The 22,945-nt window shown below is 51.9% G+C and carries 25 protein-coding genes; 8 read left to right on the forward strand and 17 right to left on the reverse strand.

Going from position 1 to position 22,945, the window contains the following annotated elements:
* Positions 1-4: 4 nt before the first annotated feature.
* Genes menB through EVJ33_RS12955 form a run of 4 tightly spaced genes read right to left on the reverse strand, consistent with a single transcriptional unit; the run spans position 5 to position 4,637 of the window.
* Positions 5-829, reverse strand: a complete 825-nt coding sequence (gene menB, locus EVJ33_RS12940) for a 1,4-dihydroxy-2-naphthoyl-CoA synthase (protein ID WP_131437778.1) — start codon at positions 827-829, stop codon at positions 5-7.
* Complete coding sequence (locus EVJ33_RS12945) at positions 830-1,606, reverse strand: alpha/beta fold hydrolase (protein ID WP_131437831.1); 777 nt, start codon at positions 1,604-1,606, stop codon at positions 830-832. It abuts the gene before it with no gap.
* The gene (menD, locus tag EVJ33_RS12950; RefSeq protein WP_131437780.1) at positions 1,606-3,255 is read right to left on the reverse strand and encodes a 2-succinyl-5-enolpyruvyl-6-hydroxy-3-cyclohexene-1-carboxylic-acid synthase; all 1,650 of its coding nucleotides are present in this window, start codon (positions 3,253-3,255) and stop codon (positions 1,606-1,608) included. Before menD ends, EVJ33_RS12945 begins: the two co-directional genes overlap by 1 nt.
* Entirely contained in the window at positions 3,252-4,637 is a 1,386-nt protein-coding gene (locus tag EVJ33_RS12955; protein WP_131437782.1) for an isochorismate synthase, read from the reverse strand. The genes menD and EVJ33_RS12955 overlap by 4 nt, the downstream gene beginning before the upstream one ends.
* Before the next feature lie 166 nt (positions 4,638-4,803).
* Here EVJ33_RS12955 and EVJ33_RS12960 point away from each other — a divergent pair, with 166 nt between their 5' ends.
* Both EVJ33_RS12960 and EVJ33_RS12965 read left to right on the forward strand, forming a co-directional pair.
* Positions 4,804-5,703 (forward strand): 1,4-dihydroxy-2-naphthoate polyprenyltransferase, encoded by a 900-nt coding sequence (locus EVJ33_RS12960; protein ID WP_131437784.1) that lies wholly within the window; start codon positions 4,804-4,806, stop codon positions 5,701-5,703.
* A gap of 19 nt (positions 5,704-5,722) precedes the next feature.
* Positions 5,723-6,274: a beta-class carbonic anhydrase gene (locus EVJ33_RS12965; RefSeq protein WP_131437785.1), complete on the forward strand. Its 552-nt coding sequence runs from the start codon at positions 5,723-5,725 to the stop codon at positions 6,272-6,274.
* A gap of 41 nt (positions 6,275-6,315) precedes the next feature.
* On the opposite strand, the gene EVJ33_RS12970 is transcribed toward EVJ33_RS12965, so the two are convergent.
* The 4 genes from EVJ33_RS12970 to EVJ33_RS12985 form a co-directional block, all read right to left on the reverse strand.
* Positions 6,316-7,263 carry a YihY/virulence factor BrkB family protein gene (locus EVJ33_RS12970; protein WP_131437786.1) on the reverse strand — a complete coding sequence of 316 codons (948 nt, stop codon included), beginning with the start codon at positions 7,261-7,263 and terminating at the stop codon, positions 6,316-6,318.
* Positions 7,264-7,331: 68 nt separating this feature from the next.
* Positions 7,332-7,769, reverse strand: a complete 438-nt coding sequence (locus EVJ33_RS12975; protein ID WP_236634629.1) for an NUDIX domain-containing protein — start codon at positions 7,767-7,769, stop codon at positions 7,332-7,334.
* A gap of 66 nt (positions 7,770-7,835) precedes the next feature.
* Positions 7,836-8,762, reverse strand: coding sequence for a carbohydrate kinase family protein (locus EVJ33_RS12980; protein WP_131437790.1), 927 nt, complete (start codon positions 8,760-8,762; stop codon positions 7,836-7,838).
* A 119-nt stretch (positions 8,763-8,881) separates the two neighbouring features.
* Positions 8,882-10,789, reverse strand: coding sequence for a heavy metal translocating P-type ATPase (locus EVJ33_RS12985; protein ID WP_131437792.1), 1,908 nt, complete (start codon positions 10,787-10,789; stop codon positions 8,882-8,884).
* Positions 10,790-10,988: 199 nt separating this feature from the next.
* Here EVJ33_RS12985 and EVJ33_RS12990 point away from each other — a divergent pair, with 199 nt between their 5' ends.
* Positions 10,989-11,924 (forward strand): DMT family transporter, encoded by a 936-nt coding sequence (locus EVJ33_RS12990; protein ID WP_131437794.1) that lies wholly within the window; start codon positions 10,989-10,991, stop codon positions 11,922-11,924.
* A gap of 137 nt (positions 11,925-12,061) precedes the next feature.
* Positions 12,062-12,364, forward strand: a complete 303-nt coding sequence (locus tag EVJ33_RS12995; protein ID WP_131437796.1) for a hypothetical protein — start codon at positions 12,062-12,064, stop codon at positions 12,362-12,364.
* A 38-nt stretch (positions 12,365-12,402) separates the two neighbouring features.
* Here EVJ33_RS12995 and EVJ33_RS13000 read toward each other — a convergent pair whose 3' ends face one another.
* From EVJ33_RS13000 to yfkAB, 3 genes are read right to left on the reverse strand one after another with little or no spacing between them, the layout of a single operon-like run.
* Positions 12,403-13,545, reverse strand: coding sequence for an MFS transporter (locus EVJ33_RS13000; protein WP_131437798.1), 1,143 nt, complete (start codon positions 13,543-13,545; stop codon positions 12,403-12,405).
* 45 nt (positions 13,546-13,590) lie between these two features.
* Positions 13,591-13,785, reverse strand: coding sequence for a hypothetical protein (locus EVJ33_RS13005; RefSeq protein WP_021067771.1), 195 nt, complete (start codon positions 13,783-13,785; stop codon positions 13,591-13,593).
* A gap of 53 nt (positions 13,786-13,838) precedes the next feature.
* Positions 13,839-14,945 carry a radical SAM/CxCxxxxC motif protein YfkAB gene (yfkAB, locus tag EVJ33_RS13010; protein WP_131437800.1) on the reverse strand — a complete coding sequence of 369 codons (1,107 nt, stop codon included), beginning with the start codon at positions 14,943-14,945 and terminating at the stop codon, positions 13,839-13,841.
* Positions 14,946-15,030: 85 nt separating this feature from the next.
* Between yfkAB and EVJ33_RS13015 the strand changes: the two genes are divergently transcribed.
* The 3 genes from EVJ33_RS13015 to EVJ33_RS13025 all read left to right on the forward strand — a co-directional run bounded on the left by EVJ33_RS13015 (position 15,031) and on the right by EVJ33_RS13025 (position 17,116).
* The gene (locus tag EVJ33_RS13015; RefSeq protein ID WP_016510454.1) at positions 15,031-15,240 is read left to right on the forward strand and encodes a hypothetical protein; all 210 of its coding nucleotides are present in this window, start codon (positions 15,031-15,033) and stop codon (positions 15,238-15,240) included.
* Positions 15,237-16,613 (forward strand): 23S rRNA (uracil(1939)-C(5))-methyltransferase RlmD, encoded by a 1,377-nt coding sequence (rlmD, locus tag EVJ33_RS13020; protein ID WP_131437802.1) that lies wholly within the window; start codon positions 15,237-15,239, stop codon positions 16,611-16,613. The genes EVJ33_RS13015 and rlmD overlap by 4 nt, the downstream gene beginning before the upstream one ends.
* Before the next feature lie 95 nt (positions 16,614-16,708).
* A complete protein-coding gene (locus EVJ33_RS13025; protein WP_131437804.1) occupies positions 16,709-17,116 on the forward strand; it encodes a cytidine deaminase in 408 nt (135 codons plus the stop codon).
* Positions 17,117-17,148: 32 nt separating this feature from the next.
* On the opposite strand, the gene EVJ33_RS13030 is transcribed toward EVJ33_RS13025, so the two are convergent.
* Entirely contained in the window at positions 17,149-17,358 is a 210-nt protein-coding gene (locus EVJ33_RS13030) for a hypothetical protein (RefSeq protein ID WP_131437806.1), read from the reverse strand.
* A gap of 126 nt (positions 17,359-17,484) precedes the next feature.
* On the opposite strand from EVJ33_RS13030, the gene EVJ33_RS13035 reads away from it, so the two are divergent.
* Positions 17,485-17,772 (forward strand): hypothetical protein, encoded by a 288-nt coding sequence (locus tag EVJ33_RS13035; RefSeq protein ID WP_034781013.1) that lies wholly within the window; start codon positions 17,485-17,487, stop codon positions 17,770-17,772.
* Between the two features lie 28 nt (positions 17,773-17,800).
* Here EVJ33_RS13035 and EVJ33_RS13040 read toward each other — a convergent pair whose 3' ends face one another.
* From EVJ33_RS13040 to EVJ33_RS13060, 5 genes are all read right to left on the reverse strand, one after another.
* Positions 17,801-19,186: a sensor histidine kinase gene (locus EVJ33_RS13040; RefSeq protein ID WP_131437808.1), complete on the reverse strand. Its 1,386-nt coding sequence runs from the start codon at positions 19,184-19,186 to the stop codon at positions 17,801-17,803.
* Entirely contained in the window at positions 19,183-19,872 is a 690-nt protein-coding gene (locus tag EVJ33_RS13045; RefSeq protein ID WP_021067764.1) for a response regulator transcription factor, read from the reverse strand. Before EVJ33_RS13045 ends, EVJ33_RS13040 begins: the two co-directional genes overlap by 4 nt.
* Positions 19,873-20,041: 169 nt before the next feature.
* Entirely contained in the window at positions 20,042-20,608 is a 567-nt protein-coding gene (locus EVJ33_RS13050) for a GNAT family N-acetyltransferase (protein WP_021067763.1), read from the reverse strand.
* A 201-nt stretch (positions 20,609-20,809) separates the two neighbouring features.
* The gene (locus EVJ33_RS13055; protein ID WP_131437810.1) at positions 20,810-21,961 is read right to left on the reverse strand and encodes an amidohydrolase; all 1,152 of its coding nucleotides are present in this window, start codon (positions 21,959-21,961) and stop codon (positions 20,810-20,812) included.
* Between the two features lie 13 nt (positions 21,962-21,974).
* Complete coding sequence (locus EVJ33_RS13060) at positions 21,975-22,883, reverse strand: TIGR01777 family oxidoreductase (RefSeq protein WP_131437812.1); 909 nt, start codon at positions 22,881-22,883, stop codon at positions 21,975-21,977.
* Positions 22,884-22,945 lie beyond the last annotated feature (62 nt).

Genomic DNA, 22,945 nt, shown 5'->3' on the forward strand with positions numbered 1-22,945 from the left:
CGATTTACGGGAAACGTGGGAACTGACCGAAGTCTGGATCGCGTTTTTCTTTGAAAGCGTCGCGTCCTTCTTTCGCTTCGTCTGTCGTGTAGTAGAGAAGTGTCGCATCACCTGCGAGCTGTTGAAGACCTGCGAGCCCATCCGTATCGGCGTTCATAGCTGCTTTCAAGAAGCGAAGAGCCGTTGGAGAGTGTTGCAAGATCTCTTGGCACCATTGGATCGTCTCGGCTTCAAGTTGGTCGAGTGGAACGACTGTGTTGACGAGTCCCATCTCAAGCGCTTGCTGGGCGTCATATTGACGGCAAAGGTACCAGATTTCACGCGCTTTCTTGTGGCCGATGATGCGAGCCAAGTAACCCGAACCATAGCCGGCATCGAACGATCCCACTTTTGGTCCAGTTTGACCGAAACGGGCATTGTCGGCTGCAATCGTCAAGTCACAGACGACGTGCAAGACGTGTCCGCCACCGATGGCGTAACCTGCCACCATGGCGATGACCGGTTTCGGGATGACACGGATCAAACGTTGAAGGTCAAGGACGTTCAAGCGAGGGATCTCGTCGTCACCGACGTAGCCGCCGTGGCCGCGTACTTTTTGGTCGCCGCCTGAGCAGAAGGCTTGTTCGCCTTCACCTGTCAAGATGATGACGCCGACTTCTTTGTCGTCACGAGCGCGAGCGAACGCGTCGATGAGCTCGTTGACCGTGAGCGGACGGAACGCGTTCCGTACTTCCGGACGGTTGATGGTGATTTTGGCGATGCCGTTCCACTTCTCGTACTTGATATCTTCGTACGTGCGGACCGATGTCCAGTTTGCTACTGATTCCATTTAAATTCCCCCTAAAATCAATTTCTCTATCATTGTACCAAATTGTTGGGCATTCTCGATATGTGGAGCATGGGATGCGTCCGAAATTTCATGAATTACAATCTCGGGACGGATCGACTGCATATTCCGCGCGATTTGTTGAAACTTCACATCGTGCTCCCCGACGATCAAATCGGTGCGAGGTAAACGATTCAGTAATGGCCAAAGCGACGGCATGCTCCCAGTCCCGATGGCGCGAAGACTGTCCGCGAGAGCGGCCGGATGTTGGGCCAGCCGCTCGGGCCGAAGGGCGCGACGCATTGCATCTGTCTGATGCCAAAGCGGGAGTTGTTCCCATCGCTCAACGAACGCCTCGATGCCATTTTGTTCAATAAATGTCGCAAGGCTCTCGTCTTGAAGCCGTCGTTCGCGGCGTTCGGTCGCTGAGTCGAGTCCAGGTGTCGTGCTGATCCCGATGAAGTGGGCAACCCGATCATCATAGATAGCGAGCGTCATGCCGATCCGACCGCCGAGCGAGTAGCCGATGACCGTCCACGGACCGTCGTACCTGTCGAGAAGTGCCGATAAATCTTTGATTTGTTGACTCATCTTGACGCGCTCGACCGCTTGCTGCGCGGTGCCGCCATGTTGCAATAGCGACGGGGCGACGAGCCGGACCGGCAACTCGGGGAAGTTGGAAATCCATTCTCCACTACCGGTGAACCCGTGTAGAATCAACACGGGACGGCCGCTGCCGCGTTCGAGCACCTCATAGGAGACACCACGTAATGAACGCATCACGACTCGTTCTCCGTCGTCAAACGGTCCGTGAGCGAAGCGGTCCAACGACGATGCTCGGCCACGTTTCGAGCACGATCAGACGGAAACTCGATCAGTTGAACGCCTGCTTCAATCGCGGCTGTGACATCTTCCGGCCGCTCGAGCAAGCGATAGCTGAGTCCGTATGTCTCAGCGAACCCACGTAAGTTCAAGTGGAGCGGTGTCCCGAATAGATCTTCGAACATTTGCGGTGCGATTGAGGCTTGCGGCAAGAAAGAGAAGATACCGCCCCCGTCATTATTGACGACAACAATCGAGAACGAGCCTGGATGTGATTTGACGAGTTGTAAGGCGTTACTGTCGTGATAGAACGCCAAGTCGCCAATCAAGAGCGCGGCCCGGTCTGTATCGTAACAGGCGCCGAGTGCACTTGAGATAATCCCGTCAATCCCGTTCGCCCCACGGTTGGCGAGGACGTCGGTTGATTGACCGGCTGAAAGCGTCGTATCGATATCGCGAATTGGCATACTATTGCTAACGAAGATGCGTTCAAGACGAGACGCCAGCAAATGACGCGTCAATGCGCTTTCTCCGCTCAAGCCAGGTTTTGCCGACTCGGCGACGCGTTCGAGCAACGCGAAACGGTCGAATAGGTCGGTGTCATACGTTTGAGCGATGGTGGCTACGTAGTCGGTCGCATCTCCGTACACGACGATAGCGCGGTTCGACGGGTCCCGGAATGATCCAGGTTGTTCGATTAAGACGCACGGGACGTCATGAAGCCACTGGTTCAGCCGTTTTGAGACGGGTGCGGCCCCGAACCGGACGACTGCGTCAAGCGCCCATTCCGCTCGATGCTCACTCGCGAGCCACGCGTCATAGTTCGTCAAGACGTGGTCGAACCGTCTCATCCCGCTCAATGGATCGGCGAAGACCGGGATGTGGTGGGCCAGTGCAGACGCATAGATGTCTTCAAGCCATGCCAGTGGTGTTCCCGGGCCGACGACGAAGGCGAGACGATTGACATCAATCTCGTGTTTGAACCGTTCTAAGTCGAGGCCTGTCGGTTTGAGATAAGTCGGTTCAGCCAGCTTTGTTTTACCGTTCAAGAGTGCCGTCAAGCGCTCGATATCCGGCAACAACGGCTCACGAAACGGAATGTTCACATGGACCGGACCGAACGGCGTATGCATGCTCGCTTGGACGAGGCGGGCGACGGTTTGTTCCATGTAGCGTTGGCTAGCGGCTTCTGGAACGGGCAGGTCGATGCTCGCTTTCACATGCTCACCGTACAGTCGGACTTGGTCGATCGCTTGAGGCGCACCGACGTTCCGGAGTTCATGCGGCCGATCGGTCGTCAACACGACGAGCGGTAGTTGCGAGATATTCGCCTCGGCCACCGCCGAAAAGTAGTTGGTCGCAGCGGTGCCGCTCGTGCAGACGAGCGCGACCGGACGGAGCGATGATTGTGAACGCGTCAACCCGAGGGCGAAAAAGGCGGCTGACCGTTCGTCGACGATGATATGGTGTCGGACGCTCGGATGAAGGTAGGCGGCCATGGCGAGCGGTGTCGAACGCGAACCGGGACTGATCACGACGTCCTCGATTCCTTGTTCGACGAGCCGATTCATCAGACCGGCGACCCACTCCGTTAACGTTTCATTCATGCTTGATGGCCTCCTGCGCGTGCTTTGTCTAATCCGAGTGCTTGCTTGATTGGACTGAGCTTGATTTCCGTCTCGGCGAGCTCTGCGTCGAGTTCAGACTCTTGGACGATTCCACAGCCTGCGTATAACGCCACGAATTGATGGTGGACGAGAGCGGATCGGATTGAGACGACGAACTCGCCTTCACCGTCCGTGTTTAACCACCCGAACGGTGATCCGTACCAGCCGCGATCGAATCGTTCAATTTCACGCAACAAGCGGACGGACGCCCGTTTCGGCGATCCGCCGAGCGCCGGTGTCGGGTGGAGCGATTCGATAATCGATAGCAAGGACGCGTTCGTGTCGAGTGTCGCTTGAATCGGCGTATGCAGATGGAACACCGAGCGGTTCTCTAAAATGCGCGGCGACTCCGGCGCTTTGATGGTAGCGGCGTAAGGCGTGAGGGCGTTTTTAATATCCTTCACGACGATTTGGTGCTCCTCTAGATTTTTAGTGTCGTGCAGCAACGTCTGTTTGGCTATCTCCGATTCGATTTCTGTGTCCGGTCGTTTGATCGTCCCGGCGATGGCGGCCGTTTCAATATAAGGTCCTTGTTTTTTGACGAGTCGTTCGGGTGTCGCCCCGAAAAATCCGATCTCTCGTTTCGGTTGATATAAAAAGACGTAACTGCCCGTTTGATTCTCTGACAAATGGCGTAGCGTCGTCGCGAACGGGAACGCTTCTTCCGATGTCTGATAAATCTCTTCACGGGCGATGACGATTTTCTCGACTCGCTCTTCGGTGATACTCAGTTTGGCTTGTTGGAAGCTCGACTTGAAGTGGTCGACGCCATCTTTGACTTGCGAGTATGTCGGTGTCTGTTCATCGGGCGCGTGTAGCGCGTTGAACTGGGCGAGTTGATCGGCCAATTGAATCAAATATTGTTCGACCGAACGTTTGGCGGAGACGAGCGTTGAAACGGTCAACGTGTGCTTGTCGCCCGAGCGGCGATATAAAAATTTTGGCACGACCAACGACGCCTCTCCGAACGCTTCCCACATGTTTTTTTGAGGGCGGACGAATGTGTCGAACGAGAAGCCTGAGAATGCGTAAATGACCGCGTCGACGTCTCGGCGGTGTAGGCTCCAATCGTACTGTAGACGTTGGAAACGTTCCGGACCAGAAGCCGTCAACACGAGCGCATCGGAACATCCGAGCATCTCGAGGGAACGGTCGGGTGTCGAAAAATAGTAGTGTGACGTTTCGGTGTTTTGAATAATATGAAACGCGTCGAACGAAGGGATTTCCCACGTGTACGAGGCAAGTACCGGTCGTTGCCAAGCACGTGCCCGTTTATGGGCTTGCTCGATTCGTTGTTTAATGTGTGTTTGAGTATCTGGCATGAAAGAAAAGCCTCCTCAATCCAATGGAATTCTCATCCTTTAGTGTATCATGACTTTACGACAGAACTGGCCGTCAAATGCTCGAGAAAGTGAAGGTAGCTGTCCGAGCGGCGGGCATTGACAGTTTTTTTCAAAGAGACGTAAACTAACGAAGGGAGGGAAGTGCATGAAGAAGAGAGAGAAAGGTGCGTATTGGCGCATGATTCGCCCGCATACATTGACAGCGAGCTTCATACCGGTGCTGTTAGGGACGTTCATCGTCCTCGGGCAAGTCGAGTTGAAATGGGGATTATTCTTGGCAATGCTCATCGCCTCGATTTTGATTCAAATCGCGACGAATTTATTCAATGAGTATTATGATTATAAGCGAGGTCTTGACCATGAAGGGTCGATTGGAATCGGTGGCTCGATTGTACGCGACGGATTCACACCCGGGCAGGTGCTCGGAATCGCCCTCGGGATGTATGGAGTAGCGGCCGTGCTCGGTCTTTACATTGCGGCTTCGACAAGCTGGCATTTGATTTGGATCGGTGTGCTGTCGATGGTCGTCGGATTTCTGTATACGGGTGGCCCGTTACCAATCGCCTATACGCCGTTCGGCGAGCTCGTCGCCGGCTTATTCATGGGTTATATCATCATCGGGATTTCCGGATATATTCAAATCGGAACGGTGACGACGGAATTGTTGCTCGTCTCGTTCCCGATGGCGCTCTTGATTGGAGCCATCTTGCTCGCGAACAACATTCGTGATTTGGATAATGATAAAGTGAACGGACGCAAAACGATCGCCTGTCTCGTCGGACATCGACGTGCCGTCCTCGTCTTAGCCGGATTCTTTATCGCGGCGTTGATTGGTATCATCGTCGCCGTATTCGGGTTTGGCGTGACGCCTTGGGTACTGTTGTCGCTGTTCACGGTTCCGATCATGGTCCGGGCGGTGAAGCGCTTCTGGGTCAAACGTGAACCGGCTGAACTCATGCCGGCGATGGCGATGACCGCAAAAGTGAACACATTGTTCGGCGCGTGGATGGTCATCGGATTAATCGTCGCGCGGTTGATCGCGTGAACAAAAAGGAGGGAAACGCATGTCAGTCGTTCAAGAAATGCTAGCATTCAATGAAAAATTCGTAACAGAGAAACAATATGAGCAATTCGTCTCGGACAAGTTTCCCGATAAGAAAATTGTCATTTTAACGTGTATGGATACTCGTTTGACGGCATTGTTGCCTCAAGCCCTCGGTCTAAAAAACGGGGATGCCAAAATCATAAAAAATGCGGGAGCTGTATTGTCACATCCGTTCGGATCGGTCATGCGTTCCATCCTCGTCGCGTTATACGCGCTCGGAGCCGAAGAGGTCATCGTCATCGGTCATTATGATTGCGGCATGGCGGCAATCGACCCGAACGCGGTCATCGCGGAAATGGAACGTCGTGGCATTGAGCCGCAGACACTCCACACGCTTAAATCGTCAGGAATGGACTTAGAAAAGTGGTTGCACGGGTTTGACTCGGTCGAAGCGAACGTCATCAACTCGGTCAGCCTCGTCAAAAACCACCCGCTCTTACCGCCGGGCACGAACGTCCACGGGTTTGTGATCGACCCTGCGACCGGACGTCTCGATACCGTCGGAGCATAACGTAAAAGGCGCCCTCTTTCGAAGAGGCCGCCTTTTGGTCGTCATCCGTATGTGTTGACGGGAATATCCTTATAGTCGTCTTCGTCCGAATCTTTTGATTTGGACTTTTTGTTTTTCTTATAGTTTTTCTCGTACTCGCGCTCGCTCGGCGTTTTGAAGAACCGCTGCCACGTGGCGTTGATCTCTGACCCGATTAAAATGATCATCCCGGTCAGTTGGAGCCAAAGCAATGTGACGATGATTCCTCCGAGTGAACCGTACGTCGAATCGTAGTTGCCGAAGTTCGAGACGTACAGGCTGAAACCGAGTGAGACGAGCTGCCAAGCGATGACGCCGAAGATGGCGCCAGGAACGGTACTCTTCCAAAATACGTGTTGTTGTGGTGCGATTTTATAGAAAACCGACAGCGTGATAATCAAGATGACTGTCGTCAACACGTACCGGAACAGGTTGATGAGAATAACCTCTGCACCTGAAATTGGAATGTAGCGCGAAATAAATTCGATGATTTGTGAACCGAACACGTTCGAGACGATGAGCAATAACATGCCAACGCCGAGTAATAACGTCAATCCGAGGGCGATGCCTTTGCTGACGAAGAAGTTGCGTTCATTGTCCTCTCCGTATGCGTGAATCGACATATTAATCAACCGTTCAACGCCTTTAGCTGCTGACCAAATCGCTAAAATCGCACCAATCGAGAGGAGTCCACCGCGAGGTTCACCGATGGCGTCAAAGATACCGGTCAAAAATTCCGTCGCGGCCGCTCCTGGCGCCAAGTTGTTCAACTGTTCTTGGAACGATGCCTGCGAAATGTCGAAGAACGACAGCAACGCGAGAATGAAGATGATACCCGGGAAAATCGATAAGAACCAAAAAAAAGCGAGTGTCGCGCCGTAATCTTGAACATCATGTTCTTTGAAACGACGAAGCAACTCTTTCCCGAAGGCGAACCAATTCTTTTTTTCTTTCACTTCTGTAGTATCCATACGTGTGCCTCCTGAATGTTATCGTTAGAAACTTTCTTTCCCGAAATGTCAGGAGGCTACACATGAAATCAGTCTTCCGCCAGCGTTTTATTGAAAAAGCGCTCAGCCTCATTTGACAATAAGTCAGCGAGTGACGGTGGTCGTACCGGCAGGTGGCTGAGCGCGCTGCGTTTCACCCACATGGGCGTATACGAGCCGTTCGTTTGCTCTGCTTGAAACTCTTCACCTGTCCCGGTCCCGAATTCACCGCCGGTCACACGGGCCCAATAGTAGGGGTTCAGTTCTCCGTTGAAGGCAACGTGAGCGGCCACGCCTTCAAGTTCGACGTGGACGCCGAGCTCTTCAAACGCTTCACGGACGGCCGTTTCTTCGGCCGTATGGCCGAATTCGACACCGCCGCCTGGGAACACGTAATACAAAAGGTTATCTTTCTCGCGGCGAATGAGCGCGACTTCATCATGTTCATTCACGAGGATGATGGCACTGCGTAATTTCGTTCTGACCAATGGAATCGTTCCTTTCGATTTCGTATCGTGAACAAAACGCATCGACTCGCGGCCGATGCGTTCTGGTCAATCTGTTGCGGGTTGTTCGAGTGAGGCATACATATCAGGTGTCAGCCCGTTATCGTGTGAGGCGATGACTTTCCCGGCGACGCGCATCCCGAGTCGGAGCGCATCTTCAATCGGATGACGTTTCATCAACTCAGAGATGACAGCGGAGAAGAATGAGTCACCGGCACCGGTCGAGTCGGCGACTTTTACTTTCGTCGTCGGGACGTGACCTTGTTCGTTCGTTCGTAAGTCGACATAGACAGCACCGAGTTCACTCATCGTAACGATTGTGAGCGGGGCTCCTTTCATCGCGAGCACTTCGGCGACGCGTAACGCGTCGTCGACTGTGACGATGGACATGTCAGATAAAATCTCTGCTTCTTCACGACTACAAATGAAGCCAGTAAAACCTTGGAGCAAATGACGGTTTCGTTCGATCACCGACAGATGACCGCACACACCATAAAGCGGAAGCTTCATCTCGCGGCACAGTTCAATTGTCTCGTTCAACACGTTGACTGATAAGTCGAGGTCAATCGCGACTGCCTGACTTTCAGCAAACACCGTATCGATGCGACGGAGGATACATTCTTCCATCATCGCTTCGTCCGGTTGCTTCGAGATTGACGTTTGCAGGTCGCCATTGTTATCCATGACGGCAAGCCACATGCCCATCCCGTTATCGTCGAGTAAATCGACGTGATCGACATTGACGTTCAGACCGCGGAGCTCCTCGAGGACGCCCATCCCGATCTGGTCATTCGTCACGGTCGACACGAAACGGACATCATTCCCGAGAACGCCTAAGTTTTGAGCGACGTTTCGGCCAGTCCCACCGTTCGAGAACGCGATGTCACCGACGTTCTTGGCATCTTTATGAAGCGGGGCGAACGAGGTTCCTTTAATATCGACAAACACCTTGCCGATTACTGCAATCGTATTCATACACTGTACCACCTTTAGCCAATCTTCCTATCAGTTCCGGTCTAATTAGACACATTGTTTCTATTATATCGAAACCGCGAACGGCTTTCAACGACGGTTTCGCTAGATGTCGATTTTTGTCACTCCCACGACGAGCTGAGCAAGCGGAGGCCGTTCAAAATGACGAGAATGGTCGAACCTTCATGGCCGACAACCGCGAACGGCATGACGAGCAATTCAAAGATGTTCGTCGCAATCAACACGAGAATGACACCTAAGGCGAACACGACGTTTTGGAGGACGACGCGATTCAATTTACGGGACTGTTTGATGGCGGAGCTCAATCGGCGAAGGTCGTTTTTCATTAAGACGACGTCGGCCGTCTCGAGAGCGGCATCGGTACCTTCACCCATGGCGATTCCGACATCGGCTGTCGCGAGGGCAGGTGCGTCGTTGATGCCGTCGCCGATCATCCCGATGCTACCGTACTCTTGTTTTAATCGTTTAACCTGTTCAACCTTGTCTTCCGGAAGACATTCAGCGATATAACGGGTCAACCCGGCCTCAGAGGCGATGGCACGTGCGGTTGCCTCGTTATCACCTGTAATCATGATGGTCGCGATACCGAGCTGGTTGAGGCGTTCAATCGCTTGTTTGGCTTCAGGGCGTAGTGTGTCGCGGAGCGCGAACGCTCCGATTGTCTGCTCTTCATCGCTGACGAACACGAGTGTATGGCCAGCTGCTTTTAAACGTTCGACATCGTCGCGGAAGAAGTCTCCGCTCTGATCAGCGAACTTTTGTTTGCCGACCCGATAGGCGACACCGTCAATCGTTGCCTCAATCCCGGACCCGGTCACGTCTTTGAAGCGTTCCATCGTGCCTGTATAAGTGCCTGTGAACTGGACGAGCGCTTCGGCGAGCGGGTGCATCGAATGTTCTTCAATCAAGCTGACGATGCGATAGAGGTGTTCTTTGTCCACATCTGGATGGATCAATGCCGATTGGACTTCTGGTTTACCAATGGTGAGCGTACCGGTCTTATCGAAGGCGATCGCTTTCAAGCGCCCCATGTTCTCGATATGGACGCCACCTTTGAATAAAATGCCGTGCTTGGCGGATGAAGCGATGGCAGCGAGTGCGGCCGGGGTGATGGCTGCGACGAGTGCACAAGGCGATGCGACGACGAGCAAAATCATACCACGATAAATACTCGTCTCAAGCGACCACGATGTCAAAACGGGACCGAGCAAGATGATCGCCGTGACGGATGCAAGTACGACTTGGACATAACGCCCTTCGTAGCGGTCGATGAATTGAGCGGACGGTGATTTTTCTTCTTGGGCTTGCTGCACCATTTGAATGATTTTCTGAAACAATGTTTCCGTCGCAAGTTTCGTCACTTCTAGCGTCAAGACGCCGTTCAAGTTGACACTAGAACCGTACACCTCGTCGCCGACATTGCGATCGACCGGAATCGATTCGCCGGTGATGGCTGCTTCCTCAATCGAGGCGCTACCGCTCAAAATACGGCCGTCAACCGGGATGCGTTCGCCCGGTCTAACATAAATGTGATCCCCGACGCGAAGGTCGTCGATATGGACGACTTCGAGTCCGCCAGAGGCGTTCAACCGTGTTGCTTGTTCAGGTTGCAATTCCATCAATGACTCGAGGGCGCGTTCGTTTTTGTTCATCGTGTACGTCTCGAGCGCACCGGATAAAGCGAAGATGAAGATGAGGATGGCCCCCTCCATCCAATAGCCGATGGCGGCAGCGCCGATTGCGGCGATAATCATGAGCAATTCGACGTTTAATGAGCGGGTTTCCCACGTGTCGGTTAGACCTTCCTTCGCTTTGGCGTATCCGCCGATTAAGAAAGCGGTCAAATAGAGGGTGACGTAGAGCCCGGGAGCTCCGTCTTGTCTTTCCGCGATATATGCGAGTACAATCAATACACCACTGATGAGCGCCATGATGAGCTCGATATGTTCAATCCAGTTGGCCCGTTTGAAAACGTGGCTTTTTTCATGTGTGACGGTCGATGTGTTCATGTGAGCACCTCTTTCTAATTGATAATATATATCATTTAAATGATAATGATTGAGGATGATTATCATTATCTATTGTTGATGTGATGGGATTTAAACCTATTTTTAAGGCAACTCCTTATTTATAATGATTATCATGTAAGTTCATTTTAACACCAAATGTAATCACTCACAAACTAAAAGATTAAGGAGTTTTTGTGTCATGCAGAATGTATTTCAACGCCCTTGGACGGTCACGTTCCTGGCGCTATTCAACACGTTTTTATGGGGGAGTGCGTTCCCATTCATCAAATTGAGCTATGAAGCGCTTGAAATCCAAGAACATGAATACGGACAGCAGTTGTTTTTCGCCGGCGAACGTTTTTTATTGGCCGGTCTGCTCTTACTCGTCATCAGCCGCCTCGTCTTTAAACGGCCGATTCGATTAAACGCTGAAAAACTGAAGGCGTATGCACATTTAGGAGCTTTTTTGACGTTCTTACAATACTTGTTCTTTTATATCGGGCTTTCCATCTCGACCGGGGTACAAGGCTCGATTATCGCGGGATCGACATCGTTCTTCCAAATGGCGCTCGCTCATTTTCGTTATGAGGATGACCGTCTCAATCGGTTGAAAGGGATCGCCCTCACACTTGGTTTTTCAGGGATCGTCATCGCCAACTGGCCGACGGCACACGCGGAGATAGGGTTTGGGATTGGTGAGATTCTGCTCATTATGGCGATGATCTCAGGAGCGTTTGGGAATTTGATCGCCAAAGATTATTCCCGTAGCCATGACGTCGCGCCGATGACCGCTTGGGCGATGGTGTTCGGTTCAATTGGTTTACTCGTCGTCGGCTATGTGCTCGCGCCAGGAGACGTGTTGCTTCCTTACACAGTGACGACACTCTTCTTCTTGTTGTACCTCGCGCTCTTGTCTGCGATCGGGTTTACGTTATGGAACACACTCATGAAATATAATCCGGTCAGTCGCGTATCACTCTATATGTTCTTTGTTCCCTTGTTCGGCGTCGTCTTATCGAGCGTTTTGCTCGGAGAAACGATTCCGTGGAACGCGCTCGTCGGGTTGCTGTTCGTCATCGCGGGCATTTATCTCTCCACTTATTTTCAAGGGAAAGCAAGCCGGTCGGCCCGCTAACGAATCAACGTCGAGGCACAGTTGACGGAATTTTGTTCCCATGGCAAAATATATTAAAAATTCTGAATTCTTTCAGTTGAAATCGGTCTTCGTTGTAAAGACTTGCGTGCGAATCTGATTGAAAGGAGGGTTATGCCATGGCAAGAAATCCGATTGTCCGACACATACTCATCTCGCGCCAGCCGCGTGACGAGTACGTCAAATACGTGATGAAGTGCGTGAGTCGCGGATTGAAGGAGCACCATGAGCAAGTGGACGCGCGTGCCATGCGGCAAGGCGATGATATTCAGACGAAGTGGCAAATCAATGATCGTATCATTGAAGTCACACTCAAGTCTGACGTATTGGCCTCGCTTGAAACGGAACCGTTCGCGCTCGATGAAGTGTTCATGCGCGCATTTGAACGGAACGATGTCAGGCTTGGTCCAGTGAAAGAATGATACGAAAAAGGGTGGATCTCCAAGGAGACCCACCCTTTTTAGACGTCAATCGGTTTGGCTTTCGCCGTGAACAAACTGACGGCCAAAATCCCGAGAATGAGTGTGTACATCAAGAAATACACTTCTTTCGGTAACGCGATCCAAAACGCACCGATCATCGGACCGCTAATTGAACCGACGCTAAACGAGATGCTATAGAGCATATTGCCGGTTGGTAACAGAGAGCGCGGCAATACTTCCGTCATGTGGGCCAGTCCGAGTGAATACGTCGAGCCGAGCCCGGCACCTGCTAAGGCGAACAGGACAAGGAGCCAGGCGTAATGGTCGACGGCGAGGTTGGCGATGGCGAAGACGAGCGTGCCGAGCGTCAACACGATTTGCAGGATCCGTTTCTTCCCGAAGTGATCGGCGAGGCGGCCGAGCGGTAACTGCACGACAATCGAGGCGACGATGAACGTCGTGATCAGCGTGCTCGTCTGCGTGAGTCCGATGTCGTTTCGGACCGTGAAAATCGGTAAGTTGGCATTCAAGCTCGCTTCAAGGAACCCGTATGTAAAAGCAGGTAAGAGCGTATACCCGCCGCCGATGAGGACGAGTCGGATGCGTCCTTTCGAGTCGGTCTTCACTTTCTCGGCCTCAGGATACTCATTGTCGACCTTGAAAATCAAAAATAACGATGCGAGACAGAAGACAATCAAAACGAGGAACGGTAACCAAAAATGTAAATCAACGAGCGGGGCGATGAGCGGACCGACCGCAAAACCGAGGCTGAACGCCATGCCGTAATACGCCATCGCCCGGCCGAGGCTCCGCTTATCGCTCGCGGACGTGACCCACACTTGTGAACCATAGTGGAGCGCCGAATCACCGAAACCGATCACAAAACGCATGAGTGCCCACATGAGGAGCGACGGCCAGAGCGGCAAGAAGAACGTAGCGAGCGCCGTCAACACGATCCCGAGGACGATGGTCGGCCGGAACCCGTACTTGCGGACAAATCGTTCAAGCAGGGGCGCGGAGACGATGACGCCGAGATAGAGCATCGTCGCATTCAATCCGTTCAACCAGGCCGGATTGCCGTCACGCTCGATCAAGGTCGATAATAACGGGATCAGCGCCCCTTGAATCAAACCAGAAATAAAGACGACAAGTAATAAAATCGAAAATCGAAATCGTTGCATAGTACACCTCATCATTCATTGCATAGTAAAAAGCTGAGAAAGGTCTCAGCTTTTTGGCTCGTCAATCGGTTGGGGTACATGGTTCAAGTGTAAGAGTTCATCATCCCAACTGCCTTGACTAAATACTTCATCACGGTCTACTTTGTCTGAAACGAATGCGGCTGTCAATAAGATGCTGAGCACACCACCGAAAATGATGATGGCCATGACGGTAATCATGAATACATAGATGGCTGTCATCTTCAAACACCTCGATTCAGTTTATATACTGAACATTTCCCGAATCGAAACAATTAAAACGGCTCGGCTACACGTTCTCGGAAGTTTACGTTCGGATAGTACGCTTGTTTGACGAGCGCATTCGGACCGAGACACTTGACGGCTGGGCAGTGGCACGACAGCGTGGCGTTCAAGCTGCTATTGGACCACGTGTCGTACGCCTCTTGAAAAGAAGTATCGTACAGTGTTCCGAGCGTGCCGAGTTCATCTCCAAAGTCGGTGACAATGATCTGGCCATCAAAAATATTTGTGTTGAGACGTGAGCGGCCATCCGGGTCGTTCCGCACGGTCACGTTTTTCGCCTCGTGGAGCCGTTTTAATAAAGCACGGTCTTCCGGCAAGTCGGAGCAAGCATAAAACGGCAACGTCCCGAACAGCATCCAAACATTCTCATCACGGACGTCGAGCAGGTCGTGGATGGCCTGACGGGTGTCCGGTAGCGACGCTGACTCGAGCGCACTTGCGAAGTCGGCGGGGTACATCGGGTGCACTTCATGGCGCTGACAGCCGAGGGTGACGATTTCTTCATGAATTTCTTTCAAGTGCGGAATCGTCCGCTTATTAATCATCGTCTCAGCCGATACGATGATGCCTTCGGCAGTGAGTGCCCGCGCGTTATCTTTCATCGTCTGGAGCATCTTCAAACGTGCCTCCGCGCTCGGTTTCCGGTCCATCATCGCGAAACCGCCCTCTAAGAAATCAGCGTCTGTCCCCCAGTTATGCGAAATGTGCAAAACGTCGAGGTAAGGGGTAATAAGATGGTAGCGAGAGAGTGGGAGCGTCAAGTTCGAGTTGATTTGTGTCCGGGCGCCGCGCTCTTTCGCATAACGAAGCAATGGGACGACGTAGTTCCGTACCGACTTCATCGATAACATCGGTTCGCCGCCCGTGATCGAGAACGCGCGCAAATGCTCGATCTCATCAAGGCGCGAGATCAATAGGTCGAGCGGGACTTCAGGTTCTTCCGTCTGATCAAGCATATAGCCGACCGCGCAATGTTCGCAGCGCATATTGCATAGCTTGGTCGTCGTCACTTCGACGTTCGAAAGGACGAGGCGACCGAACTCAGTTTGATCGAGGTAAGCTTCCCATGGATCAAACGTTGTCGAGATGTTTTGCATATCAATTCCACCTTTTCATCAAGTCACACGAAATAGTATGCTATAATAACAACTCTTTGTCACGAACCAAAGGAGCGATCACGAGATGGGTAAATCACGAACAGATACGGCAGGAAAAATGAATGTGTTAAAATCGAGAACGGAATTACTGTGCTTATCAGTCAATACGTTGGACGAATTTACGACGCCAGAGGATTTGCATCGATTGTTAGCTGATATTGATTCCTTACGTGCGAAAGTCGTACGTTACGCCAAAGATTTAGAACAAGTATCTCGAAAGGATGAAACACATTGAAACTGATCGTAGGAGAATACACTAGCGCCCAAGCCGAACGGCTAGGCATAAACGGAGAGGGCATCGCGACGATTGATCGGATGGTCATCTTCATCCCGAACTTATTACCAGGTGAGAAGGCGAAAGTCGAGATCACACGCGTCGAGCGGAACTACGCTGAGGCCCGCGTCATCAAGCGGGACAACGACTCGCCGGAACGGGTCAAGCCGCCATGTCCGATTTATGATGAGTGCGGCGGCTGCCAAATTCAGCATATGAGTCCGCGCCTGCAGATGGACTATAAAGAAGAAATCGTCCGTAACGCCTTCCGTCAAAAGACAAAATTGAACGTCGACAAGTCGGATATCCGTGGTACAAAAGGAATGGATCACCCTTGGTACTACCGCAATAAGTCACAGTTCCCGCTCTCGACGCGCCGTGGCGAGATCGTGTCAGGGCTCTACAAGCCGAACACGAACGAGCTCGTGCCAATCGAACATTGTATGGTGCAACAACGGGACACGACGAACATTAATAACGCCATCGTCCGCATTTTGAACGAACTCGACATCCCGGTATACGATGCGCGTCGTGACGTCGGCTTCGCCCGTACCGTCATCGTCCGCTCAGGTTACAAGACAGACGATGTACAAGTGGTGCTTGTCGTTGGGAATGAAGACGTGCCACGTTTAGACGAATTGAGCGATCGGATCATGGCGTTACCGAACGTCGTGTCGTTCCATATCAATATCAACTCGAACCGTTCGGGTGTCATCTTCGGTTATCGCACGGTCCACATTGCCGGGCAAGACAAGATGGATGAACAACTTGATGACGTTCATTATCATTTGTCGCCACGTGCGTTCTTCCAGCTCAATCCGGCCCAGACGGAAATTATGTATCGTGAAGTCGTCGAGGCGGCAGGGCTCACGGGCGAAGAGCGCGTCATTGATGCGTACGCCGGTGTCGGTTCAATCGGGCTATGGCTCGCCCCGCACGCGAAAGAGATTCGCGGGATGGAAGTCGTTCCGGAAGCAGTCGAAGATGCAAATGCGCACATGCGTGAGAACGGCTTCAACCATGCGACTTATGTTGAAGGGCGGGCCGAACATTGGATTCCGCGCTGGGTGAAGGACGGTTGGATTCCAGACGTCATCGTCGTCGATCCACCGCGCACAGGAGTAGATCATCAACTGTTAAACGCGATGATCTCATCGAAAGCGAAACGGATCGTCTACGTATCTTGTAATCCACAGACGCTCGCACGTGACGCGGATCAACTCATGAAAGCTGATTATAAGATCAACTATATCCAGCCGTATGATATGTTCCCACAGACGGCACACGTCGAGTCAATCGTCGTCTTCGAGAAGAAGAAAAAGAAAAAGTATTGACGGGGTTGTGAAACCGCTTGCAAAATAGCGGTTTTCACGCTATGGTTCAGATGTCAGACTTCTTTAATAAACGTTAAGAAGCGGAGGAACATCAGATGATCCCACAAGAAAAAGTGAACGAGCTCGTCCATAAAGCAATTGATGCGCAATCACGCGCCTATACACCTTATTCGAAGTTCAATGTCGGGGCGGTCGTCATCGATGAGACCGGCAAAGAAATCTCGGGTTGCAACGTCGAGAATGCCTCGTACGGCTTGTCGATGTGCGCTGAACGGACCGCCATCTTTAAAGCGGTATCGGAAGGCAGCAAGTCGATTGAGACGGTCGTCGTCGTCGGTGATACGGACGGACCAATCTCGCCATGCGGGGCCTGTCGTCAAGTCATCGCCGAGTTTGCGAGTGACAACTTTACGTTGATTCTCGCGAATATGGCGGGGGACACGAAAGTGATGACGAAAGAAGAGATGCTGCCATACGGCTTCTCACCAAAAGATTTAACGTAACGTAAAGATGCGGACGAAATTCGTCCGCATCTTTATTTGTTGCTGTCATATTTTTTCTCGCTGACCGAGTCATCTTTCGAGTGTCGCTTTTGTTTCTCGTCTTTCACTTTCTGATTCAGCTCTTCCACCGGGATTGGGTCGACGGTCTCCATCCCTTCCTGGTCGAAGATGCTCTCTTTGTCCGTATCGACGGCATCTGGGTTGTCGAACGGTCGTTTGGACGGATCTTTTGACTGTTTCATCTTAATCGCCTCCTTGTCTTGACTGTTATTCCACTTCCTGAATGGGTGTAAACGCTTTAGAAAGTTGGTTTCAATTTCCTGGAACAGTGGAATTATCCGTACATAGTGACTAAGGAGGGTATTCGGATGGATAAGAAAGTATTGATGGGAATCGTGCTCGGGGTAGCGGGGGCAGCACTCGTCGCACCGAAAGTAGCGGCGCTCTTGACCCAGGACCGCGATGACGATACATGGAGCAAGATGGACAAGATGGAAAGCGTCGATTCGGATAAGGATGAGGCGGAGGAAGGTCTCACTCAACTGGATTCGAACTATCGGGCCGAGTGGCAAGCGAACGGCTATCCGCAGACACACGCCGAGCGTGAACGTCTCATGAATGAATCGGATGATGCCTACAAAGGGAAAGACATATAAAAAAGACAGCTCGCGTGAGCTGTCTTTTTTATATGTCTTCGTCCGGCAAGAGCGGCAAAGTGAGCGTGACGGTCGTTCCGTTGCCGACTTCTGAAGTGAAGTGCATCGAGCCGCCGTGACGTTCCATAATGTGCTTAGCGATGGCAAGTCCGAGTCCGGTCCCGCCGTCCTCGCGTGTTCGCGACTTATTGACACGATAAAAACGCTTCGTCAATTGATCGAGGTCCTCTTTCGGGATGCCTCGGCCTTCGTCTCGAATCTCGGTGATGGCATTGTCGGCGGTCGCATACGTCTTCACATGAATCGACTTCCCAGCCTCGGTGTAGCGGAGGGCGTTATCGAGCAAATTCCCGACGACTTGCTCGAGCCGGTCGTGGTCCCCGAGAATAATCAAGTCGAAGTCGAGGTCCGTCTCGATGGTGACGCCTTTCGCCCGGGCAATCGGCTCGAAGCGGTATAAGACGTCTTCGAGCACTTGCGAGTAGACGACTGGTTCTTTCGTCATCGGATACGAGTCACGTTCGAGTTGGGCCAAGTCGAGCAAATCGTTGACGAGCCGTTGCAAGCGCTCCGTCTCGTTCTCGATGATCTCGTAATATTGATTTTTCGTTTTCTCGTCGAGCGACGGGTCTTGGAGCATTTCCGTATAGCCGCGAATATACGATAGCGGTGTCCGTAATTCATGGCTGACGTTCGCCAAAAACTCTTTTCGTTGCTCTTCGACGAGACCGAGCGATTCGGCCATCCGGTTCAGCGTCTCGGCGAGTTCGCCAATCTCATCATCGGAATAAATCGGGATGCGGTGCGAGAAATCACCTTTGGCATACACTTGCGACGCTCGTTTCATTTGAATGAGCGGCTGAATGATCGTATCGATGATTTGCGTCCCGAAGATGAGCAAGTTCACGATCATCAAGATAAGCAAGAACGTGATCATGAGCCGGATCGGTTGGAACGGCTCGCTGATTTTACTCAGCTCCATATACAAGATGAGGGCGTTATCGAGCTCACCGTCCCGGATGAGCGGGAAGGCGGACATGAGGATATCGACATCCTCGGTCGGGTGTTTACGGGTGACGGAAATCGCATAGCCGTCTTGTAGCTTGGCGAGATCTTGTTCCCGTAAAAACGTCTTGCCTGATCCGAGGCTGTCTTCTCGGACCGATGAAAGGAACACTTTCGTTTCGGTCAGTTCGTTCGTGTACGTCATACTGTCGGAAAACGCGTCAGAGAAGCCGTCCGCCTTATAGATGGTGACAAGCTTCTCGCCGCGATTGATGAGCAGTTCTTCTTGTGTCTGAATATAGAACTTGTCGTACAAGTAAAACGTCATGATGATGAACACGAACGCGGAGAAAAGGCTAGCGGTCCAGATGGTGATCCAAATCCGCTTCCGGATCGTGTATTGCTTCATACAGTCGCCTCGAACTTGTAGCCGATCCCCCAGACAGTTTGAATATAGCCGCCGGCTTCACCGAGCTTGAGCCGAAGTGTCTTGATGTGCGTGTCGACGGTCCGTAGGTTACCGTGGTACTCCGTCCCCCAAATTTGGTCGAGCAATTGTTCACGTGAGAATACTTTCTCTTCGTTCGTGATGAACAAGTAGAGCAAATCGAACTCTTTGCGGGTCAAGTTGACCGTTTTGCCTTTCACGCTGACCGCGCGGCCATCGATATCAATCGATAGGACACCTGTATCGAACGTCGCTTCTTGTTCTTTCGAGAAGTTATGTGTCCGCCGAAGTGTCGCCTCGATTCGGGCGAGCAGCTCGCGCGGGCTGAACGGCTTCGTGATATAGTCATCCGCACCAATCTTCAAGCCATGAATGCGGTCGAGCTCCTCTGAGCGAGCCGTCAGCATGATGATCGGCACGTTTGAGAACTCACGTATGCGCATGCATGCTGTGAGGCCGTCAAGTTCAGGCATCATCACATCAAGCAGGACGAGGTGGAACGACTGTTCTTTCAATAAGTCGATTGCCTCGAGACCGTTCGTGGCTGTGACGGTCTCGTATCCTTCCTTCTCTAAATTCGAAACGAGCAAATCTCGCATTTGTTCTTCATCATCGGTCACTAAGATGCGAAACGTTGGTTCTGACATTGGGCATTCTCCTTTACAAAACGGTTAACGAGGACGTGTGATCATTCCCTCATACCTCTATCATACCTATCTCTCCGAATTAGAACAGAAATATTCATTGACGTAAAGTTGTCCTCATGAAATCCACACAAAAACGCCACAAAAAAGCCAATTCTTTGTCAGAATTGGCTTATGCTTCGAGCTGGGCTTCATAGGTATGGTCGAATTCAGGCGCATGGAGTGAGTGCAAGTAAAGTTGGAAACTCGACTTCGACACTTCATACAGAACGTATTCGACATCACCTTGATTGATTTCAGTTAATAATTCAGACCGAATCTCATTGGCGCAGAAGGCGTACGGCAATTTTTCTGCCGCCGCGATCGAGCGCTCATTCGATTGACGGATTTTCAAAAATACACTTTCGATGTCAAGTTCGAAGAAAAGTTCGGAGAAGAACGCTTCTTTCGCGACTTGATTGTAACCTTTGCCGTGATACGGTTTGCCAAGCCACGTCCCGAGGAATCCATAGCCGGATTCCACATCGAACAAGCTGATTGTCCCAATCGGGGTACCAAACTCGTTCGTAATGGTGCGTGAGATGATATTTCCTTGCTCTTCTAGCTCGATAATTTGCTTCGTGCTAAATAAAAACTCGTCAAAGTGGACCGTCTTTTGACGGACATATGGAAAGACATCTGGGTGTTGCATCAGTTCGAACAACTCCGCGCAGTCGGTAAGCTCACGAAATTTGAGCACCTTTACATTCCTCCTCCTATTTCAGACCGCTGAAGAATAGTTGTAACGAAAGCATACTTCTGGCTTCGTTGTTCGAACTTGCCTTGGCTGCTCCCTTTTATGAAGTTACAAGATTATTTTATATAGTTTTTTTGAAAAAGCAAGTAAATAAAATGCAACTTCATAAAAAAATAATAAGAGCGCTTTCAAGACTGGTGTCACTCACATCTCATGGTGCGTTTTTGAACGACTCGTCGAGTAAACGATGTGACCGTCGACGATGGTCATAATCGGCTTGGACATGTAATCGAGCGGGAAGTGGCTCCACAAGACGAGGTCGGCGTCTTTGCCGATCTCGAGCGAGCCGATCCGGTCGTCTACTCCAAGCGATTCGGCCGGATGAATCGTGATGGCACGAAGCGCGATATCGACCGGGAGGCCTTCTCGGGCAGCAAGACCGGCACAAAGGTTCAAATATTGGACCGGTGTGTACGGATGATCCGTCGTGATGGAGACGATCATATCGTGCTCATGCAAGATTCGATATGTCTCCCATGTTTTGTTTTGGAGCTCAATTTTCGACTTGCGTGTGAACGTCGGTCCGACGGTAACGTGTTTGACACCGAGTTCACGCAACTTTTCAGCGACGAGATGTCCTTCCGTACAATGTTCGATCCGATAGTCGAGGTCGAACTCTTGTGCGAAGCGGACGACTGATAAAATATCGTCGGCGCGGTGGGCGTGGACGCGAATCGGCATCTTGCGATCGAGGGCGAGTTGAATCATCTGGCTACCGAACGTGCCAATCGTCTTCGTCGAGTCGACGGTCCGGAACGCTTCACGCAACAACCCCATGATGCCCATACGGGTCAACTCACCGGATTTCCCCATACTGTGGACACGCTTCGGGTTTTCTCCGAGGGCGAGCTTGAGACCTGCATAACGACGGAGCACCATGTCCTCGATGAAACGGCCATGGGTTTTAATGACACTTGTCACCCCGCCGATGACGTTCATACTGCCGGGCATGACTTGAACGGCCGTGACTCCGGCCATGAGCGCTTCTTGAAATCCTTCATCGAGCGGATAGACGCCGTCGATGGCCCGGGCGTGTGGCGTCATCGCCTCGACGGTCTCGTTCGCATCGTTCCCGACGGAGCCCGTCCCTTCGTCATACAGTCCGAGGTGAGTGTGGGCGTCGATGAAGCCGGGGAACAAGAAATTGCCCTCGGCCTCGATGACCGTCTCTCCGTCGAGTGGGTCCAACAAATCCGCCATCTCGACGATTTTGCCGTCCTTGACGCGGAGGTCCCCATAAAAGTGTGGGGCAGTGATCGGATAAATATGGGCGTTACGAATTAACAAATTACTCACGTGCTGGCTCCTTTCAAGTCAAATGAAGTAGTTGTTTCAAAGCGGGTTCTAACGTTTCATAACGGAAGCGGAAACCGTGGTTGAGCGCTTTCGTCGGAACGACTTTGGCTCCCTCGAGGACGATGACACTCTTCTCTCCAAGCGCGAGCTTCAGGAGCGGTGCCGGGGCAGGTGCCCAATGCGGGCGATGCATGATCCGGGCGAGTGTTTTTCCGAACTCGTCCATCGTGACGGGCGTCGGTGCCGTCCCGTTAACAGGTCCCTCAATCGAATGCGTATCAATCACGTGAACGAACAACCGGACGAGGTCGTCCAAATGAATCCATGGTACCCATTGCTTGCCAGAGCCGAGTCGTCCACCGACACCGAACGTGTATGGCAGTTTCATGAGTGGGAAGGCACCGCCATCATTCGATAAGACGACGCCGGTCCGCATCGTGACGAGACGGATGCCCATGTCTTGAACGGGTTTCGCCTCGTTCTCCCACAAGACACAGACGTTACCTAAGAAGTTGGTCCGGTCCGGGAGTGGGGTCGTCTCCGAATACGTGATGGAGCGGTCTTCTCCGTAAATCCCAATCGCGGACCCGCTGATGACGACGTTTGGCTTGCGCTTCATATTTTTAATGATCCGGATGACTTCTTTCGTCCCATCGATCCGGCTTTGAAGAATGGCTTGTTTCTGTTTATGTGTCCAACGACCATCGTTGATCGAAGCACCAGCCAAATGAATGAATGCGTCGACATCTTGAAGGTCGGACTCAGGATGACTGTCTGGCGTCATCCATTCGACGAACGAGATCCCTCCTTGCCGCGGACGCGGGCGGCGTGTCAAGACGACGACTTGATGTCCGGCTTCGGCGAGTGCGCGAACGAGCGGCCGGCCGATCAATCCAGTGCCACCGGTGATTGCTATTTTCATGGGTCTCCCTCCAATATCCTTTAAGCGATTTCAAAACGGGTATGAGGACTATAAGAATAACT

The organism is Exiguobacterium sp. SL-10 (assembly GCF_004337025.1).
In the GTDB taxonomy this organism is placed as follows: domain Bacteria; phylum Bacillota; class Bacilli; order Exiguobacteriales; family Exiguobacteriaceae; genus Exiguobacterium.

What these genes read in the sequence shown, in the direction of transcription:
- EVJ33_RS13005 (WP_021067771.1), bottom strand. Translation starts at nt 13,785, where the DNA reads ATGACAGCCATCTATGTATTCATGATTACCGTCATGGCCATCATCATT.
- EVJ33_RS12970 (WP_131437786.1), bottom strand. Translation starts at nt 7,263, where the DNA reads ATGGATACTACAGAAGTGAAAGAAAAAAAGAATTGGTTCGCCTTCGGG.
- EVJ33_RS13035 (WP_034781013.1), top strand. Translation starts at nt 17,485, where the DNA reads ATGGATAAGAAAGTATTGATGGGAATCGTGCTCGGGGTAGCGGGGGCA.
- menB (WP_131437778.1), bottom strand. Translation starts at nt 829, where the DNA reads ATGGAATCAGTAGCAAACTGGACATCGGTCCGCACGTACGAAGATATC.
- EVJ33_RS13040 (WP_131437808.1), bottom strand. Translation starts at nt 19,186, where the DNA reads ATGAAGCAATACACGATCCGGAAGCGGATTTGGATCACCATCTGGACC.
- EVJ33_RS12980 (WP_131437790.1), bottom strand. Translation starts at nt 8,762, where the DNA reads ATGAATACGATTGCAGTAATCGGCAAGGTGTTTGTCGATATTAAAGGA.
- EVJ33_RS12985 (WP_131437792.1), bottom strand. Translation starts at nt 10,789, where the DNA reads ATGAACACATCGACCGTCACACATGAAAAAAGCCACGTTTTCAAACGG.
- menD (WP_131437780.1), bottom strand. Translation starts at nt 3,255, where the DNA reads ATGAATGAAACGTTAACGGAGTGGGTCGCCGGTCTGATGAATCGGCTC.
- EVJ33_RS13000 (WP_131437798.1), bottom strand. Translation starts at nt 13,545, where the DNA reads ATGCAACGATTTCGATTTTCGATTTTATTACTTGTCGTCTTTATTTCT.
- EVJ33_RS13015 (WP_016510454.1), top strand. Translation starts at nt 15,031, where the DNA reads ATGGGTAAATCACGAACAGATACGGCAGGAAAAATGAATGTGTTAAAA.
- EVJ33_RS13030 (WP_131437806.1), bottom strand. Translation starts at nt 17,358, where the DNA reads ATGAAACAGTCAAAAGATCCGTCCAAACGACCGTTCGACAACCCAGAT.
- EVJ33_RS13045 (WP_021067764.1), bottom strand. Translation starts at nt 19,872, where the DNA reads ATGTCAGAACCAACGTTTCGCATCTTAGTGACCGATGATGAAGAACAA.
- EVJ33_RS12945 (WP_131437831.1), bottom strand. Translation starts at nt 1,606, where the DNA reads ATGCGTTCATTACGTGGTGTCTCCTATGAGGTGCTCGAACGCGGCAGC.
- EVJ33_RS12990 (WP_131437794.1), top strand. Translation starts at nt 10,989, where the DNA reads ATGCAGAATGTATTTCAACGCCCTTGGACGGTCACGTTCCTGGCGCTA.
- EVJ33_RS12965 (WP_131437785.1), top strand. Translation starts at nt 5,723, where the DNA reads ATGTCAGTCGTTCAAGAAATGCTAGCATTCAATGAAAAATTCGTAACA.
- EVJ33_RS12995 (WP_131437796.1), top strand. Translation starts at nt 12,062, where the DNA reads ATGGCAAGAAATCCGATTGTCCGACACATACTCATCTCGCGCCAGCCG.
- yfkAB (WP_131437800.1), bottom strand. Translation starts at nt 14,945, where the DNA reads ATGCAAAACATCTCGACAACGTTTGATCCATGGGAAGCTTACCTCGAT.
- EVJ33_RS12960 (WP_131437784.1), top strand. Translation starts at nt 4,804, where the DNA reads ATGAAGAAGAGAGAGAAAGGTGCGTATTGGCGCATGATTCGCCCGCAT.
- EVJ33_RS12955 (WP_131437782.1), bottom strand. Translation starts at nt 4,637, where the DNA reads ATGCCAGATACTCAAACACACATTAAACAACGAATCGAGCAAGCCCAT.
- EVJ33_RS13025 (WP_131437804.1), top strand. Translation starts at nt 16,709, where the DNA reads ATGATCCCACAAGAAAAAGTGAACGAGCTCGTCCATAAAGCAATTGAT.
- EVJ33_RS13060 (WP_131437812.1), bottom strand. Translation starts at nt 22,883, where the DNA reads ATGAAAATAGCAATCACCGGTGGCACTGGATTGATCGGCCGGCCGCTC.